Source organism: Chitinophaga sp., from assembly GCF_035538455.1.
Taxonomy (GTDB): Bacteria; Bacteroidota; Bacteroidia; order Chitinophagales; family Chitinophagaceae; genus Chitinophaga.
On sequence record NZ_DATLKJ010000044.1, the window covers coordinates 47,170 to 64,648 of the forward strand.

The following is a 17,479-nucleotide window of genomic DNA, read 5'->3' on the forward strand; positions in this document are numbered from 1 at the left end:
GCTATACGGCTACAGGTGCTTTAATGGCAGGATGAAACAGGTAGTTCACCAATTCAAAATCTTCAAATTTAAATGCAAAGAGATCCTTTACATCCGGGTTAATCTTCATAACCGGCAATGGATAAGGCGTCCTGCTTAACTGCAGTTTGGCCTGTTCCATATGATTGCTATATAGATGCACATCCCCAAAGGTGTGGATAAACTCGCCTGCATCAAGATCACATACCTGCGCCATCATCATGGTCAGGAGCGCATACGATGCTATATTGAACGGCACCCCCAGGAATACATCCGCACTGCGCTGATACAACTGGCAGCTGAGTTTGCCGCGCGTTTCACCTTTAGCTGTGTCGGGTGGTGTTACATAAAACTGAAAAAGACAATGGCAGGGGCTGAGCTTCATGTCCGGCAAATCGCCTACATTCCAGGCGTTTACAATAATGCGGCGGGAGTCAGGATTATCTTTGATAGTGTCCAGCGCAATGGAGATCTGGTCAATCACTTTGCCATCACGGGCTTCCCAGCTACGCCACTGTTTGCCGTAAACAGGGCCAAGGTTACCGTTTTCATCTGCCCATTCATCCCAGATGCTGACACCATGTTCTTTCAGCCAGCCGATATTGGTATCTCCTTTCAGAAACCACAACAATTCATAAATAATGGACTTAAGGTGCAGCTTTTTAGTAGTCACCACAGGGAACCCATCCTGCAGGTTGAATCTCATCTGGTAACCGAAGCAACTGGTGGTACCGGTTCCAGTGCGATCTGTTTTAACAGCGCCTTCTTTTATAATGTGTTGTAATAAAGCTAAATACTGGTCCATAAGGCGGCAAGTTACGAAGAAAAATATAGCGTAAATAGTGCAAACAAAAAAAAGGAAAACAATTCATTTTTTTCGTAAACTACTTCTCAGTTATCCATTTGGATATTTATTTATTTGTTTATTTGAATCTGCGACATTTATTACTTAACGGATACTGTGATCCCTGTTTAATTCAGATAAACAATCCCCTGACCGGGATAAACAACAATTTCTGTCCTGGAAACATTGAGGAAAAGTAAGCATCATTGAACAACCAAAGCGTTATCAGAAAAACTAATTGTACAACCAAGGTCTTTTAAGCCTAAGATTCCCTGAAAAACTTAATCAGCTTTATGAAACAATAACCGTGTTTTATCAATCAACTTTTATCTAAACCATTTTCGTTATGCTTCTACCAAAATCCAGCTTGCTGGTGCTGTTCTGCTTATGCAGCTCCCTGGCGCTGCTTGCCCAGCAAAACATTACGGGCAAAATTAAAGACGCCGTAAACGGTAATCCCATTCCAGGCGCCACTATCCGGGTACCTAACACCAACAGAGGAACCATCTCAGATGCGGGAGGTAATTTTTCCCTTGCTGTACCATCCAGTGCATCAAGTGTGATCGTAAGCTCCACTGGCTACAAAACTAAAAATGTTCCCATCGCTCCCGGTTCTACGGTACTTAGTGTCTCTCTCGAAGAAGACTTTGCGCGGCTTGACGAAATTGTGGTAACGGGCCTTGCTACTACCATCAAAAGAAGTAACCTTGCCAATGCGGTAGCCACTATTTCCGGAAGAGAACTCACCGGAGTGGCGCCGGCACAGACATTTGATGCGGCACTCAGCGGGAAAGTCCCGGGCGCCCTTATCACAGCCAACTCCGGAGCCCCCGGTGGCGGTATCTCCGTGAAGCTGCGTGGTATCACCTCCATCTTCGGTAACTCCCAGCCATTGTACGTAGTGGATGGTGTATTCTTCAACAGTAACAGTATCCCCGCAGGTCTCAACGACGTAACCGGTGCTGCTACCTCCGGCAGCCCCAACAACCAGGATAACCCGTCCAGCCGTATTGCAGACCTCAACCCGGAAGACATCGAAAACATCGAGATCCTGAAAGGCGCCTCCGCCGCTGCTATGTACGGCGCTAAAGCCGCTGCCGGTGTAGTCATCATCACCACCAAAAAAGGAAAGGCAGGAAAAACCAAAATCAGCTTCAACCAGGAAACAGGCTTCGTGAAAGTACGCCACCTCATGGGGGTACGCACCTTCACCGCCGACAGAGCCGCAGACCTCGCCGGCGCCGCCTCCAACACCGACCCGCAGGTGCAGGCCAACCGCGCCTGGTACCGCTATAAATTTGAACAGGCACAGGCCGCCGGTAAAATCTTCGACTACGAAAAAGAACTCTTCGGAGAAACAGGACTGGTGCTGAACACCGGCATAGCCATGAGCGGCGGCTCCGACAAAACCACTTTCTATCTGGCCGGTAACAGAAGACAGGAAAACGGTATCGTTAAAAATACCGGTTACCTGAACAACTCTGTACGACTGAATATCGACCACAAAATCAATGACCGCATATCCGTTTCCGTTACTACCAATTATATCAATTCATCAGCTGACCGTGGTCTTACCAACAACGACAACAACGGCGTCAGCTTCGGTGTTGCCCTGTCTACCACGCCATCGTTCATAGACCTGCATCCGAACGCACTCGGCGAATACCCGCGTGACTCCTTCGCCAACTCCAACCCGATTGAAACACGCGACCGTATCATTAACAACGAGACCACCAACCGCTTCGTAGGCGGCATCAGCCTGGAAGGACGCCTGCAGCAAAGTACTCATTCCACCACCAAACTGATCATCCGCGGTGGTGTGGATTACTTCAACTTCAAAACAATGGCACTCTTTCCGCGTGACCTCCAGTTTGAAGAAAAAGGACAACAAGGCCACTCCATCCAGGGTAATACAAATAACATCAACACCAACCTCGCCGGTTTCCTCGTTAATAACTTCAGTCCTCACGAAAATCTCAGCCTTACCAGTACTGTCGGCGCCACACTCGAAACCGGATTGCTCGATAATATCCTGACATCCGCCACCAACCTGGTTTCAGGACAAAGCAACCTGGACGCGAGCGGCAACACCACCACCCGCCAGTTCAGGCAGAAATACCGCGACAACGGTATCTTCATACAGGAAGACCTCTCCCTCCTGGATGCAATCACAATCAGCGGTGGCGTACGTTTCGACAGATCTACCAACAACGGCGACTATCTTAAATACTATGTGTTTCCAAAAGGCGCCATCTCCTGGAACCTCACCAAGATGAAGTTCTGGAACATCGAGAAAATCAACAACTTCAAAGTACGTGCTGCCTTTGGTCAGTCAGCCAACGTACCGCCCTATGGCAGTAAATTCACCGTATTACAAGGCAGCAACATCGGCGGATTCCCCGGCATACTGGTAGGAAACCTTCGCGGTACGCCAGATATCAAACCGGAAAGACAATCCGAACTGGAAGCCGGTTTCGACATCAGTATGTTTAATGGACGCGCCACACTGGAAGCTACCTACTACAACAAACGTATCAATGATGTACTGCTGCAACATACTCTCCCCGGCTCCACCGGCTATTCCATTGAGTGGAAAAACAGCGGCGACCTCTCCAACCAGGGCGTGGAACTGGGCCTCACCCTCATTCCGGTGAATACTGCAAAAGTAAAATGGACATCTAACATTAACTGGTGGTTCAACCGCTCAAAAGTTACCAAACTGTTGATTCCTCCATATGCCATCGGCGCCTTCGGTAACTCCCTCGGTACTTTCTACCTGGAAGAAGGCCAGCCGGCCACTCAGCTGAAAGGTATCGTAGGCAATGAACTGAAACTGATAGGTAACGCTGAACCCAAATTCCAGATGAGCTTCTTCAACGAACTCACATTATTCAAAAATCTCTCACTGCGTTTCCTGATCCATTGGAAGAAAGGTGGCGACAATATCAACCTCACACAACTGCTTACTGACGGTGGCGCCACTTCTGCAGACTACGATGATCTGATCAATGGTGTGAAAGCCGGTATCTACCGCCCTAACGCCGGTGATGCAGGCGTATACGTACAGGATGCTTCGTATGTGCGTATACGTGAGATAGGCCTTTACTACAATATCCCATTGAAGAATACCAATATCGTAAAAGGCCTGCGCGTAGGTATTGCAGCCAATAACTTCTTCACCTGGACCAAATATGTAGGATATGATCCTGAAGTTTCCAACTTCGGCAGTAATACCATCACTACCGCCCAAACCCGCGGCAGTACCGGTATTTCTACCGGTGTGGATGTAATGCCCTTCCCATCATCTAAAAGAGCAAGCTTCCACGTTGGTATCGATTTCTGATCATTATCTCTCTATCAAAAAACGTAAAACATGAAAAAGCACATTATATATATCTTAGGATTGATGCTGGCTGTCAGTGCCTGTCAGAAGGGAGAGATCTCAAGCCTGAATACGCCCACTGTAACAGGAATCCTCACCAATCCCAGCAAAAGCGATCTTTTCAACCTGGTTACCGGTACTGAATCGGGTATGCGCAACAGCCTCAGCGCCTACTTCGACGGCGTCAGTGTAATAGGCCGTGAGTCGTACCGCTTCTCCGGTTCAGAGCCCCGCTGGACCACTGATATTTTAGGCGGCGGCTCCAAAAAACTCGACAACAACACTTTCTATCTTACTAACCCCTGGAATGCCCGTTACCAGGTAATACGTCAGTGCTTCATCCTGCTGGACGCACTCAAAACCACCCGCAACGAAGTAGCCAACGATGCACAAAAAAAGGCATTCTCCGGACTTGCCAAAACACTGATCGGCTATCAGCTGCTGCTGAACCTCAACATGACCGATTCCAACGGCGTGAGAATACCAGTACCTGACAAGGCGCCACAAGGCGGAATTATCAAAGACCCTGGCCAGGTGCTGGACTCCATCACCCGTTTCCTGAACGATGGTAAAACAGACCTCACCGGCGCCGAAGTGATATTTCCGCTGTCTGATGGCTTTGCAGGATTCAAAGATGCGGCCGGTCTCCTGAAATTCAACAGGGCTATTGCTGCACGCGTGTACACCTACCGCAAAAACTGGGCAGCTGCACTCACCGCGCTGAACGAATCATTCTTTGACCTCAATGGCAGCTTTACACTGGGCATTAATCATGCCTTTTCCACCAACGGCGGCGATCTCATCAACCCGATGTTCCTCCCGCTCAACTCTACCGGCGAAATAAGAGTGGCGCACCCTTCTTTCGCTGCCGACATCAATCCGCTCGACAACAGAATCCTGAAAACAGCATTGCGCTCAGCTACTGCCAGCCAGAGCGGCTTAAGCGGTACCCGCGATATAACGGTATGGCCTACACTGAGCTCTCCGATCAGCATCATCCGCAATGAAGAACTGGTGCTGATCTATGCAGAAGCCAAAATACAACTCGGACAATTCCCCGATGCGCTTGTAGCTATCAACAGGATCCGCACAGGCCACAACCTCGCTGCATACTCCGGACCTTCAACCCAGGCGGCACTTATCACTGAAATGCTGACCCAGCGACGTTTCTCCCTCTTTATGGAAGGTCACCGTTGGATAGATCTGCGCAGGTATGGTCTCCTGGGCACCCTGCCGATAGACAGACCCGACGATGACGTTTGGCCGAGATATCCGATACCTCAGAGCGAGACGAACGAATAACTGTGATCAGTAATGATTAGCATTGATTTCCCTGATGAGCGAAGATTGTGCAGATTGATTATTTTAATTAAAACATATAAAAACGAAGAACCCGTTAAGTGAATAATCTTAACGGGTTCTTCGTTTTTATAAAATGATACAACGTAATCTTCGCTCATCAGGGAAATCAAACCAATCACATAAATCACAGTTCAGACAATCTTCACTCATCGCAGTGATCTTCTCTTCAGTTCCTTTCTTATTAGAGAAAGTTCTCTGCCCATCTGGCCTGCGATGGAAGTATTTTCCTGAGCGCGGCGGATCAGATACGGCATCACATCTTTAACAGGACCATAAGGCAGGTATTTGGACACCCTGTAACCTGCATGTGCGAGGTTAAAAGTGATATTATCACTCATACCAAGCAATTGAGAGAAGCTCACATGGGGATGATTATGTGGAAGACCCTTTTGATCAAGAATGCGGGCAGCCAGCATACAGCTATCTTCGTTGTGGGTGCCGATGAATACGCCCAGCTTGTCAAGATTATCGAGGCAGAGTTGTACGGCAGCATTGTAATCTTTATCTGTAGCAGCTTTGCTGGGCTGTATCGGTGTAGGATAATTGTTTTCAGCAGCACGTTTGTTCTCTTTCTCCATATAAGCGCCGCGCACCAGTTTAGCGCCAAGCAGGTAACCTTCTTTTATAGCCTTCTGCAGGGAAGTTTGCAGGAAAGCATAGCGATCATGACAATACATCTGGAAAGTATTGTAAACGATCACTTTGTCCTTGTTGAAAAGCGACATCATTTCATCTGTCAGATCGTCTACAGGCTGCTGTATCCAGGACTCTTCCGCATCGATAAGCAAGCCGATATTTTGCTGTGCAGAGGCCTCTGCGATAGCATGCACACGTGCGCGCACTCTCGCATATTCCTGTTGTTCTTTAGCAGAAAGAACAGCGCCGCTATGCACTTTCTCCAGCAGTTCAAACCTGGCAAAGCCAGTGATCTTGATAGCAATGAAAGGAATATCCGGCTTACTGGCAGCGTATTTGATGGCGCGGATAAATTCAGGTACGGCATTATCGTAACTGTCTTCCCCTTCCATCGCTTCCACACCGTAGTCCAATACCACGCTCACATGGTAACGGCCCAGCTGAAGAGCTGTCTGGGCAGCTTCTTCGAGGGATTCGCCACCGCAGAACTGTGAGAAGATGGTATTTTTGATGATACCTTTGATAGGCAGGCCTAACTTGAAGGCCAGCGGAGTAAATACCGCTCCCATTTTCACGAGCCACGGTTTCCCTATGTTGCTGAAAAGAAAGTTGGCCTTTTTCAACGCCTTATCGGTCTTTGCCTCGAACGCAATAGCCGTATTATCGAAAGATAAAGATAGCTGCTTTTCCATGAGCCGCAAATTTAGGGTGGTCATTGCTTCTAAACAAAAATCGTTATAATATCAGCATATCTTTTTAATAGCATAGACGGATATTGTCTTTTGTTAGACAAAAATTGTTTTTGTGGAAAGACAGGCTCCCCTTTATTTTGCTTACTTTTAGGCTTTTCGTTAAATACAAATTTCCCGGAATATGCTGTTTATATCTGATACATTCAGAAATTACCAAGGCTGGATCTATGTTTCACTTCTCCTGATTGCAGGCGCGATTATCGCCCCGGCCTGCACACAGCGGAAACAGGCGTCAAATACAGTACAGCTACAAGTTCCGGGCGTCAAATATACCAGCCATGAAGGGGAAACAGGTCTACGCAAAAGCATTACCCTCCCCGACGGTACAATCATAATACTGAACTCCGCGACCCTGTTGCAGGTGCCTGAGAATTACAATAAGGGTAGCAGAACCGTGATCCTCGACGGCGATGCTCTTTTCCATGTAAAGGCCGGCGCCGACAGCTTCATCGTTGTCAATGATAAATTGATCGCCACCACACTGGATACCGGCATTTTCCGCATGCGCTCCTTCTCAAGCCAACAGGGCGCTACCACATATCAACTTACCGGTAAAATACGTATCGGTAAGTCTTACCATTCTCCCACCGATAATCAGCCGGAAATACTAGAGCGCGGCCAGATGCTGCTGGCCAACAAAGAGATAGATCTTATAGAAAAAGAAACCTACCATCCGGAAGAACTGGAAACATGGATCTCCGATACCCTGACCATCAAAAACGCCAATCCGATGGCTATTTCACGCATACTGGAAGATTGGTACGGCATTGAAGTGGAAATGCGCGGCGACGCCTCCAAAGCACGCACCATTTCAGAGGCGGCCTTCTTCAATGCCAGCCTCAATGATGTGCTGAGTAACCTCAGTGGTCAGCAGGACTTTAAATATAAAATCAGCCGGAATAAGGCCGTAATCACCTTTTAATGATCCGATAATTCGTAACTTTTCGGAAATTTTTTTCATGAAAAAGTTACTCATTATCCTGGCCCTTTTTTGCCTGGCTGTTCGCACTTCAGCACAAACGCATGCCTGCTGCAACACAGACGCTATCACAGAATTCGCTAATCTCACCAACCGCGAAGATTTCCGAATGGTGCACAAAGATCCGTTGCCATACACTTACACAGGCGCCGCTGGTACAGATATTTCCTTCCCGGCCCCTGATGGTACACCCGCTCATGGCTTCCTGTTCAAAGCCAAAAAGCCGACCAATAAGTTCCTGCTTGTGTACCAGGAATGGTACGGCCTCAACGACTATATCAAGAAGGAATCTGAGAAACTATACGATGATCTCAGCGGCACTGTAAATGTACTGGCTGTAGATCTTTACGATAAATACGTTGCCACCAACCGTGAAGATGCCGCTAAAAAAGTGAGGGCCGTATCCCATGACAGACTTGACGCCATTATGCAGGCTGCACTCGACTATGCCGGAAAATCAGCCCGCATAGCTACTATCGGCTGGTGCTTCGGAGGAGGTATGGCGCTGCAATCAGGATTAAAAAATGGCAGCCAGAACGTCGGCGTTGTCATGTACTATGGCGCACCTGAAAGAAATGTAGACCGGCTGAAAACATTGAACGCTCCTGTACTGGCCGTTTTCGCCGATAAAGACGATGGCCTCGACTCTTCCCTTGTACAAGCATTTGAAAAAAACATGCAGGCGGCCGGTAAAAAGCTGACCATTAAACATTATAATGCTGGACATGGATTCGCAAATCCCAGCAATCCTATTTATGATAGTGAAGCTACCAAAGATGCATATAAACACGCAATCGCATTCCTGAGAAAACAGCTACTATGATTCTTGCGATTTGACTGATTATAAAAAATACAAAAAGCAGGAGACCCATTCAGAATGATTCTGAATGGGTCTCCTGCTTCATAAAAAATCAACCTTCTCCATAATCTTCGCTCATCAGAATAATCAGCCAAATCACAAAAATCACCGTCACAATTGCTTTATTTCATCCAGCAGCTTCTTCGCAAGCCCCTGTATTTTGGATGTTTCCGCTAACGAAAGCTGGTAGGCCGCTTCCGCCGCCTGCAACGCCTCTTCCTTATTACCAAGATCCTTGCAGATATGCGCCAGTGTACTCTGGTTGCTGTACTCCTTCGGATCTATCTCCACTGCGCGTAACGCCAGTTTATGCGCCTGCTGCAACAACGGCCTGTTACCTTCTCCCAGATACTCACAACGGCGGGCAATATATCCCAGCCCCATATCATCATTGCGGAGCAATCCCTGCAAACCGCTATCAGTAACACGACGGAAGTTCTTCACATCACCAGCGCTAAGGAAATATTCAGCTTCCATCATCAGCGCCTTCTTCTGTAAGGCAGGATCAGTGGCACGTTGCCAGGTTGACAACCGGGTGAAGAATGCAGTGCTGTCTTTCTTACGCATAAGTGCATTCAAAGCACCGTACATCAGGCGTTCCTGAACTTTGGCAGTGGCGGCAGCACCATATAATTTCGTATAGTCATTGAGATGACTGGTGAAATATTTACCCAGGCGGTCTTCCTCATCCCAGGCGAAAGATTGTATCGTAGCCCATCCCACGGGTGTGGTGAGATCTGCATCTTTCAGCACGGCAACCAGCAGGCGGCCTACAGAATCTGCTTTATTACGGTCTGTTCGCTGTAATGCCTGCGCATAAGCCAGTAATGTCTCCTTGCTGCGGTTACCCTGCGCAAAGGCTTTTTCAAGGGCCGAAAAGGCGCGTGAAGGGTCCAGCGCCTTTTTACCTTCTTCAATGAATTCCTGCAACTCCATCCGTGAGGTGGCTTTGTGCACCAGCTCTCCACGTCCGTTCACAAAAAGATAGGTAGGAAAAACCTGTACGCCATAACGCTTGCGCAGCTCTGGGCCCTCTCCTTTTTCCATATCTATTTTGTAATTGATGAATTTCGTATTGTAAAAAGAAGCGGCAGTGTCATTCACAAATATATTCTTCTCCATCCACTTGCAGGGCGCGCACCAGCTGGTATAACAGTCTATAAAAACAAGTTTGCCGCTTTGGGCGCTTTCCTCCAGTACTGCGCTAAACGCATCTTTCCGGAATCGGATACCTGTTTCTTCCTGCGCAAAAGCCGGCATACCAATACCTGCCAGGCAGCCACAAATTAAAACGCCGAATAGCTTTTTCATCTTCATAAAAATTATCGTCATAAAATCATCTTTCTTAATAACCCGGATTCTGTACTACCACTTTCCCGGAACTATTGATAGAGTTGAAAGGCAACGGTAGTATATAGCGATCCTTCCCCATGAAACCCGGCTTGAACGTTTTAATATCCAGTTCTCCGCGGTTGGCATATCTCACGAGATCATACCACTCTTCTCCACTTTCTGCACCCAGCTCTTTTATCTTTTCCTGGCGGATAAGGTCCAGCAGCGTACCTGCATTATCGGCTGTAACATCCGGCATCAGCGCGCGCTTACGTACCTTATTGAGCGCTGCCCTTGCATCCGCAAGCGATCCTCCGCTCCTCACAATAGCTTCCGCCTGTATCAGGTAGACCTCAGCTAAACGCAGAAAATATTCTGTATCTGCGTTAGACGGCGCGCCATCTACAAGGCCTGCGGCAAACTTATTGTTGGTAGTACGGGTACCTTTTACTTTCAGCGCCATCGTATCGCGGGCATCGCCTTTCATAAACGCGGTGTAATAATCTGAAGGACCATACCACGCATTGAAGGCATAGCACTTGTTGTTAATGTTGGTGCTGGCATCAAATGGCGTCTGAAATATAACCTCACGGGTATCCCTGATCTTTTTCAGGTAGATAGTTTTAAAAGTATCTTCCAGGTTACGCTGATTACTTGCCGTTACAGATTTCGCCATTTCTGCGGCTTCGGCATATCGCTGCTGATACAGCAGTACTTTTGCTTTCAGCGCTCTCGCTGCAATCTTTGAAGCATAGAACGCACTGGTAAAATCCGCTGTTTCATTGATGGCTTCATCCAGATCTTTATTGATCACTGCATAGGCTTCTTTTACACCCGTACGCGGTATCGCTTCTGCATCTTTTACCGGGTCCAGCCTGATCACCAACCCATACTGTGAAGTGGTATCATAAAACTGCCCGAACAAACGCAAGAGATAGAAATAGCTCATAGCACGCAGAAACTTGGCTTCACCGATGATTCTTGTCTTACGCGGATCCGTGCCAGGAAGCGCCGATGTTTTGGTAACAATATGGTTGCTCATATTGATCATCTTGTAAGGCGTAGTATACATGCGCTCCACCATATAGTCAGTAGTGCTGACATTATTAGAGGCAAAACCAAACCCGTCAGTAATGGGCGACATGGTTAATCCCATCATACTGGCCGCTGCCGGCATATAATAGTTAAAGGCCAGACCGGTACCGTTGAGCAGACCATAGGTACCGTATAATACACTCTGGGCTTTCTCTACAGACGTGATGGCATTATCGTTCTCCAGCTGATTCACCGGCTTTACGTCTGTTACATTCACCAGGTTGCAGGCGGTGAATAAAAGCGAGGATGCAAAAAATGCAGTGATATATCGTTTCATTAATTTTCGTTTATAGGTTTACGTTAATACCCGCAGTAAAAGACCTGGTTAGCGGGTAGATATTGGAATCATATCCCTGTGAGAAGTTCCCTGCCGGCGCTGTATTCACTTCAGGGTCCAGTCCTTTGTAGCGGGTAAAGGTGAGCAGGTTGGAGCCGGTCAGGTATACGCGGATATTGGTAATACGCATACGATGCAGAAACTCATTGATGAAGATGTAGCTTACCTGCAGGTTCTTCAGCTTAAAGTAGGACGCTTTCTCTATAAAGAAATCTGAATCACGGCCATTATTGTTAGGGTCGCCACTAGCTACGCGCGGCAGGGATGCCCCCTTGTTGTCCGGCGTCCAGGAATCAGTGAGTATTTCCCGTGCATAGTTGTTGTTATAGCGGGAGAAAAGCACTAGGTCCCTGCGGCCTGCATTGTACAATGAATTGCCAATGCTGAAGTTGAAGAAAGCGGTGATTTCCCAGCTGCCGATACGTACAATATTGTTCCAGCCGCCAAAGAAATCAGGTTCTGCTTTGCCGATGATAGTACGGTCATCATCTGTAATACGTCCGTCACCGTTAGTATCCACGAATTTAAAATCACCAGGCTTAGTACTGGACGACTGGTAAAACCCGCCAGGCGCAGTTTTATTCACAGCGTCAATCTCATCCTGCGACTGGAAGAAACCCACCGTTTTGAAACCGGAGTAATAACCCAGACTCTCCCCTTCTTTCAGTCTCCCTGCCAGATCAAAACCGCCATTGAGCTTTTCTACGCGGCTTCGTATACGCGTGATATTTACATCGGTGATATAGCTGAAGTTCTTATGACGGATAGCATCGCTGCCAATCTGTATTTCCCAGCCGCGGTTAGAGAAGTCGCCCACATTGTAGTATTGCTGAGAAGCGCCCGTTTCCATCGTGATGCTCCGGTAGAGGATCATATCACGGGTATATTTCTTGAAATAACCGATGGTTCCTCTCAGCTTACTTTTCAGCATAATAAAATCTACAGCAGCATCCAGCTGACTGGTAGACTCCCAGCGGATATCAGGATTGGGCACATCATTCACAACCATTCCGTTCTTTCTGTTGTAGAAACTGCCGGAAGTAAACAGCGTGGTATACTGGAAGTCGGCGAAGTTGGCGCTTCCTGTTTTACCCATGGATACGCGTAGTTTCAGATCTTCCAGCCAGGAGGCTTTCTTCATAAACTCTTCACCGGAGATACGGTAAGCCAGCGCTGCGGAAGGAAAGAAGGCCCAGCGGTGACCGGGAGAGAACTTGGTCGATTCATCTGCACGGCCTGTGAACGTGAAGTAATACCTGCTGTCGAAATTGTAATTGGCACGAAGGAAATAAGACTGCAGGCCACTGACAGAACCACCACTCACCCAGCTGCTCATAATACTGGCGCCACCGAGATGATTGAGCGACTCATCGTCAGAAAAGTTGGTGGATTTAAGGTTGGTGAACTGCGTCTTTGTTTGTTGATACGACGCACCCGCCACCATATTGAGATTATGACTGCCAAAACTTCTCAGGTAAGTGAGCGTATTGTCAAACACACGGGTATTACTGTTATTCGTATAATCCTCCCTTGAACCGGTTCTGTTATTCCTGATCTCAAATACGTCAGTCGAAGGCGTATAGTTCAGCATTTCTCCTTTGGTGATATTCCAGGAAAGATCAGAGCGCCACCTTAAACCTTTTATGATCTCTATCTCTCCGAAGAAAGACATGATCATGTTCTGACTTTTATTGCGTGTGTTGACGCGCTCCAGTTGCGACACAGGATTGGCCATCGAGCTGTCCGGTGTAGCGCCGTATCTGCCCGCGCTGTCGTATGGCGGAACATCCGGCCTGTAACGGATTATGTTATAATAAGAGTTGGAAGCGTTACTCTCCAGCATGGAATAATTCATATTGGTACCCAGCCTGAGACGGTCAAACAACGTGGTTTCCAGACGGCTCCTGAGATTGTAGCGCTTGAAGCCACTGTACTTGATCACACCCGCCTGATCAGTGATACTTCCCGAAACAGAATATAGGGTACTGCCATTGTTGGAACCGCCGTTAATATTAAGATACAGGTTATTGGAACTGGCAGTGCGGGTTACAAGGCGCTCCCAGTCAGTGCTTACGCCGGGATACAACACAGAGTCTTTCGGTAGTTTGGCGCCCACATGCTGATAGGCGGTTCTCATCACCTGATGATATTCGTCTGCATTGAGCATCTTGTAGCTTTTGGCGAAGTTGTCAATGGTAGAGTTGAACCCTGCAGAAATATCTGCTTTCGGACCGGAGCGTCCTTTCTTGGTAGTAATGATCACCACGCCGTTAGCTGCGCGGGAGCCATAGATAGCTGCTGCGGACGCATCTTTCAGAATATCCATGCTCTCAATATCTTCAGGGTTGATACTGGCCAGCGGAGAGATCTGTCGGCTTATATCATTCTTGTACTGCTCATTGCCAAGCCCACCGCCGATTTCCACCGGTACGCCATCAATCACGTATAGCGGCTCATTATTACCGAATACGGAGGTACCGCCACGGATACGGATAGCAGCCGGTGCACCCGGTGCGCCGGTCGACTTCACGGCATATACGCCGGCAGTACGGCCAGCCAACGCCGCGTCGAAGGTGGCGGCGTTCATCTTCTTCATATCATCCGGTTTGATGGAAGACACGGAACCAGTGAGGTCCTTCTTGTTCACCTGACCATAACCCACTACCACAACACTTCCCAGCGTTCTGGCATCTTCCGTCAGCTGAATGTTCATCTCTTCATGGACGATCACCACCTCCTGCGTCTGCATCCCCACTGCGGAGAATACAAGGATATTTTTATCAGCAGGCACTTTGAGCATGTACGCTCCTTTCTCGTTGGTAGAGGTACCGCGGGAAGTACCTTTCACCAATACGCTTGCACCTGGAATAGCCGCTTTTTCCTTTGCACTGACCACCACCCCGGAGATATTACGAAAGGCAGTACTGCCGGGAGCTTCCGCTTTCAGGAAAATAACAATACCATCGTTCATCGTCCGGTATTGCAATGCGGTGTTCAGTAATAGTGTGTCAAGAATGTTGGTAATACTGGCATCCCTGAAGCTGAGGGTGTTAACGGAATACTTTTTCACATCACTTTCATTGTAAGAGATGTTGATAGCGCTTTTTGTCTGTAATTTCTTCAGACAGGACGAAATTGTTTCATAGCTGAAGGCAATGGTAGTTTGCTTTTGCAGGTATGACTGTGCATTTGCGCGAGGCAACATCAACAGGCTTAACAGCAGGCAAAGCGTAATTACTGCGGCCCATTTTGGTTGGTTGATACGGGTTGATAAAAATCCCCTCTTCATAATAGTTGGTATTTATGATTGAATATGCAAAGTGTCAGCAGCGCTGACCGCTAATAATGATTGTCTTGTCCTTGATGATGTAGGAAATATTGTCGATCAGTTTCAGCAGATCCAGCACTTTGGTAACCGGCTCTTTGTCGTTGAAGTGCAGACTGTTGACACAGTGTTTCAATGCAGGATTATCAAATATAACGGTGCAACCATAGATATTTTCCAGGCGCAGCGCCAGCTCCTCCAGGCTTACGTTGGTGAGATAAATATCCCCTTTGCGCCAGCTGTCCGTTTCCGCCGCCTTTACTTCCTGTCTGCCGGATATACCGGTAGCATGGTTATATATCAGCTGCTGGTTAGTGCCCAGCACTACCTGTTGCTGTTGTGGATTTGTTACTTGTACACTACCTGTAGTAACAGTGATCCTCTCTTCTTTCAGTTTCGTATAGGCCGCCACATTAAAGGCCGTTCCCAGCACCTTCACATCAAGGCTGCGGGTATGTACTGTAAAGGGATGAGCGGCATCTTTAGCCACTTCAAAAAAGACTTCCCCGTTCTCCACATGAAAGTCTCGCTGCTGAAGGAAGTCAGGATTGTAATGCAGACGCGAACCACCGTTAAGCCACACGACAGAGCCATCAGGCAGCACCATCTTCATACGCTTACCGGCCGGACATTCCAATGAGGCCCAGGCAGGCGCCCTCTCGGAGGTAGTCTCCTTTGCTGGCATCAGGTACCTAATACCTGCCACCAGCAGAAATGCCGCCGCCGCAGGCCATAACAGGTACTGCCAGCGGAAAGTGCGCTTTACCGGCAGCGACGCCTGATACAACGCCTCCAGCTGTACCCACGACTGTTCTTTCATATCCTGCCTGTTCTCCGCATCGGGTGCAGGCATATTGTCCAGATGCCGATACCAATGTTCCAGTAACTGTTCTTCTTCGTTGCTAAGGTTGCCCTGCTGCCGCTTCTGCAGCAGGAATTGAATGTACCTGTGATTGAGCATGGCTAATGGTTGATATGATAGGTACAGGAAAGAATAACCATCGTACCAGTCATATTTTGAGATTTTTTTATTTCGTTATTTATCTATTTGAAATGTATCAGAGATAAAGCAGACAGAAGATCTTTATATGAAGAAGGTCCGTTTAGAAAAATTCTAAACGGACCTTCTCCCAACATTACTTATAAAAACTATTCTTCTTGGTTATTTTCGCTGCATTTCAAATAGATAAATAACGAAATAAAAAAATCTCAAAATATCATTATTCATTGAGCAGCGGGTTATTCTCAATAGCCGCTTTGGGAATACGGATGGTATAACGCGGGTCCCCCGCATTCAGCGTATAAGACTGACCTTTCACCATATGCGTGATAGCGGGCTGCGTTGTTCTTCTCAGATCAAACCAGCGGTGACCTTCAAAAGACAACTCACGCGCTCTTTCGTTATAGATCTCAGTCAGCAGTGCATTACCTGATAATAAAGCCACTCGTGCTTCTTCAGTTGCATAGAATGCCGGCGTAAGGCGCTTCTTCTTCAGCGTGTTCAGAGTAGTACGCGCGGCATCTACCTGCTGCAACTGTGCAGCCGCTTCAGCTGCAATAAGATACATCTCCGCCACACGGAAAGACTGACGGAACTTATTGTTCTCGCGCACTTTCACCAGGGTGGCGTTACCTTTAGCATCCTTACCATAAAAGAGCTTCGCCCTGAGATCGCCCTGCTGGTCGTACATAGCCAGGAACGCAGGAGATACAAAGATTGGCCGGATGCTGTTGGTGCTATAGATCATCTCATAAGCCAGGATACTTTCGGGCGAATCATACTGCGTCGGCAGCACACTGCTGTTATTGAGATCTGTCAGCGTGCCTTTCTTCTCCAGCGCAGCATTGGCAGCAGCCAACGCTTTATCCCACTGGCGGGTATACAGGTAAATGCGTGCAGCCAGGGCATCCGCAGCAATCTTGCCGAACTTATAGGAAGACGCTGTTTCAAAAGCATTTACGTTCACCAGGGAGCGGCCCTTCTCCAGATCAGCAAATATCTGATCATATATTTCCTTCACAGTATTGCGGCGCGCCACCTGCTCCATATCTACTTTCGTGATCAGCGGCACAGCCTTATCCGCAGCCATAGTGGCCGGATTATAGGTATTTCCGTAGAGATTCACGAGATTGAAATAAAGATAAGCACGCAGCAGGTAAGCCTCACCCACCAGCTGGTTCCGCTGTGCCTCACTGCCTTCCGTAGCAGTAGGGCCTTCTGCAATGACGTGGTTGGCGTAGAAAACAGACAGGTATTTATGCTGCCAGTCGAATGTCAGTGTGTTGGTATTGCTGCCATTCTCATCCCAGCGGAAATGATTGACCACTCTATCCACATCCCCTGACCTGGATTCGTCCAGCTTCACTTCGTCGGTACGATACGTGGTGAGACTCTTATCAAAGTCGCCCTGTGCATAACAGGCATTCAGTTCCCGGTTGTAATCTTCCACGGTTTTGGGAATTACCTTTCCTACCGGTACTACGTCGAGATATTTTTTGCAGGAGGTGGCTGACATAGCCAGTACTAACCCTGCCGCATATATAATTTTACGCTTCAT

At 47.8% G+C, this 17,479-nt stretch carries 11 protein-coding genes; 4 read left to right on the forward strand and 7 right to left on the reverse strand.

Annotated elements, in window-relative coordinates:
* Position 1 precedes the first annotated feature (1 nt).
* Positions 2-823, reverse strand: coding sequence for a thymidylate synthase (locus tag VM802_RS05620; RefSeq protein ID WP_325528849.1), 822 nt, complete (start codon positions 821-823; stop codon positions 2-4).
* 385 nt (positions 824-1,208) lie between these two features.
* Between VM802_RS05620 and VM802_RS05625 the strand changes: the two genes are divergently transcribed.
* Both VM802_RS05625 and VM802_RS05630 read left to right on the forward strand, forming a co-directional pair.
* Positions 1,209-4,205, forward strand: a complete 2,997-nt coding sequence (locus VM802_RS05625) for a SusC/RagA family TonB-linked outer membrane protein (protein ID WP_325528850.1) — start codon at positions 1,209-1,211, stop codon at positions 4,203-4,205.
* Positions 4,206-4,235: 30 nt separating this feature from the next.
* Positions 4,236-5,546, forward strand: a complete 1,311-nt coding sequence (locus tag VM802_RS05630; protein WP_325528851.1) for a RagB/SusD family nutrient uptake outer membrane protein — start codon at positions 4,236-4,238, stop codon at positions 5,544-5,546.
* 206 nt (positions 5,547-5,752) lie between these two features.
* On the opposite strand, the gene VM802_RS05635 is transcribed toward VM802_RS05630, so the two are convergent.
* A complete protein-coding gene (locus VM802_RS05635; RefSeq protein WP_325528852.1) occupies positions 5,753-6,934 on the reverse strand; it encodes a proline dehydrogenase family protein in 1,182 nt (393 codons plus the stop codon).
* A 181-nt stretch (positions 6,935-7,115) separates the two neighbouring features.
* Between VM802_RS05635 and VM802_RS05640 the strand changes: the two genes are divergently transcribed.
* Both VM802_RS05640 and VM802_RS05645 read left to right on the forward strand, forming a co-directional pair.
* Positions 7,116-7,916, forward strand: coding sequence for a FecR family protein (locus VM802_RS05640; protein WP_325528853.1), 801 nt, complete (start codon positions 7,116-7,118; stop codon positions 7,914-7,916).
* Between the two features lie 37 nt (positions 7,917-7,953).
* Complete coding sequence (locus VM802_RS05645; protein ID WP_325528854.1) at positions 7,954-8,796, forward strand: dienelactone hydrolase family protein; 843 nt, start codon at positions 7,954-7,956, stop codon at positions 8,794-8,796.
* A 147-nt stretch (positions 8,797-8,943) separates the two neighbouring features.
* Here VM802_RS05645 and VM802_RS05650 read toward each other — a convergent pair whose 3' ends face one another.
* From VM802_RS05650 to VM802_RS05670, 5 genes are all read right to left on the reverse strand, one after another.
* Positions 8,944-10,143 carry a thioredoxin family protein gene (locus tag VM802_RS05650; RefSeq protein WP_325528855.1) on the reverse strand — a complete coding sequence of 400 codons (1,200 nt, stop codon included), beginning with the start codon at positions 10,141-10,143 and terminating at the stop codon, positions 8,944-8,946.
* A gap of 34 nt (positions 10,144-10,177) precedes the next feature.
* The gene (locus tag VM802_RS05655) at positions 10,178-11,536 is read right to left on the reverse strand and encodes a RagB/SusD family nutrient uptake outer membrane protein (RefSeq protein WP_325528856.1); all 1,359 of its coding nucleotides are present in this window, start codon (positions 11,534-11,536) and stop codon (positions 10,178-10,180) included.
* 10 nt (positions 11,537-11,546) lie between these two features.
* Positions 11,547-14,885, reverse strand: a complete 3,339-nt coding sequence (locus VM802_RS05660) for a TonB-dependent receptor (RefSeq protein ID WP_325528857.1) — start codon at positions 14,883-14,885, stop codon at positions 11,547-11,549.
* Positions 14,886-14,919: 34 nt separating this feature from the next.
* Complete coding sequence (locus VM802_RS05665) at positions 14,920-15,882, reverse strand: FecR family protein (protein ID WP_325528858.1); 963 nt, start codon at positions 15,880-15,882, stop codon at positions 14,920-14,922.
* A 259-nt stretch (positions 15,883-16,141) separates the two neighbouring features.
* On the reverse strand, positions 16,142-17,479 hold the full coding sequence (locus VM802_RS05670) for a RagB/SusD family nutrient uptake outer membrane protein (protein ID WP_325528859.1): 1,338 nt from the start codon (positions 17,477-17,479) through the stop codon (positions 16,142-16,144).

Coding starts and splice junctions, on each gene's coding strand:
- VM802_RS05645 (WP_325528854.1), top strand. CDS start 7,954: ATGAAAAAGTTACTCATTATCCTGGCCCTTTTTTGCCTGGCTGTTCGC.
- VM802_RS05625 (WP_325528850.1), top strand. CDS start 1,209: ATGCTTCTACCAAAATCCAGCTTGCTGGTGCTGTTCTGCTTATGCAGC.
- VM802_RS05640 (WP_325528853.1), top strand. CDS start 7,116: ATGCTGTTTATATCTGATACATTCAGAAATTACCAAGGCTGGATCTAT.
- VM802_RS05620 (WP_325528849.1), bottom strand. CDS start 823: ATGGACCAGTATTTAGCTTTATTACAACACATTATAAAAGAAGGCGCT.
- VM802_RS05665 (WP_325528858.1), bottom strand. CDS start 15,882: ATGCTCAATCACAGGTACATTCAATTCCTGCTGCAGAAGCGGCAGCAG.
- VM802_RS05635 (WP_325528852.1), bottom strand. CDS start 6,934: ATGGAAAAGCAGCTATCTTTATCTTTCGATAATACGGCTATTGCGTTC.
- VM802_RS05650 (WP_325528855.1), bottom strand. CDS start 10,143: ATGAAAAAGCTATTCGGCGTTTTAATTTGTGGCTGCCTGGCAGGTATT.
- VM802_RS05630 (WP_325528851.1), top strand. CDS start 4,236: ATGAAAAAGCACATTATATATATCTTAGGATTGATGCTGGCTGTCAGT.
- VM802_RS05655 (WP_325528856.1), bottom strand. CDS start 11,536: ATGAAACGATATATCACTGCATTTTTTGCATCCTCGCTTTTATTCACC.
- VM802_RS05670 (WP_325528859.1), bottom strand. CDS start 17,479: ATGAAGCGTAAAATTATATATGCGGCAGGGTTAGTACTGGCTATGTCA.
- VM802_RS05660 (WP_325528857.1), bottom strand. CDS start 14,885: ATGAAGAGGGGATTTTTATCAACCCGTATCAACCAACCAAAATGGGCC.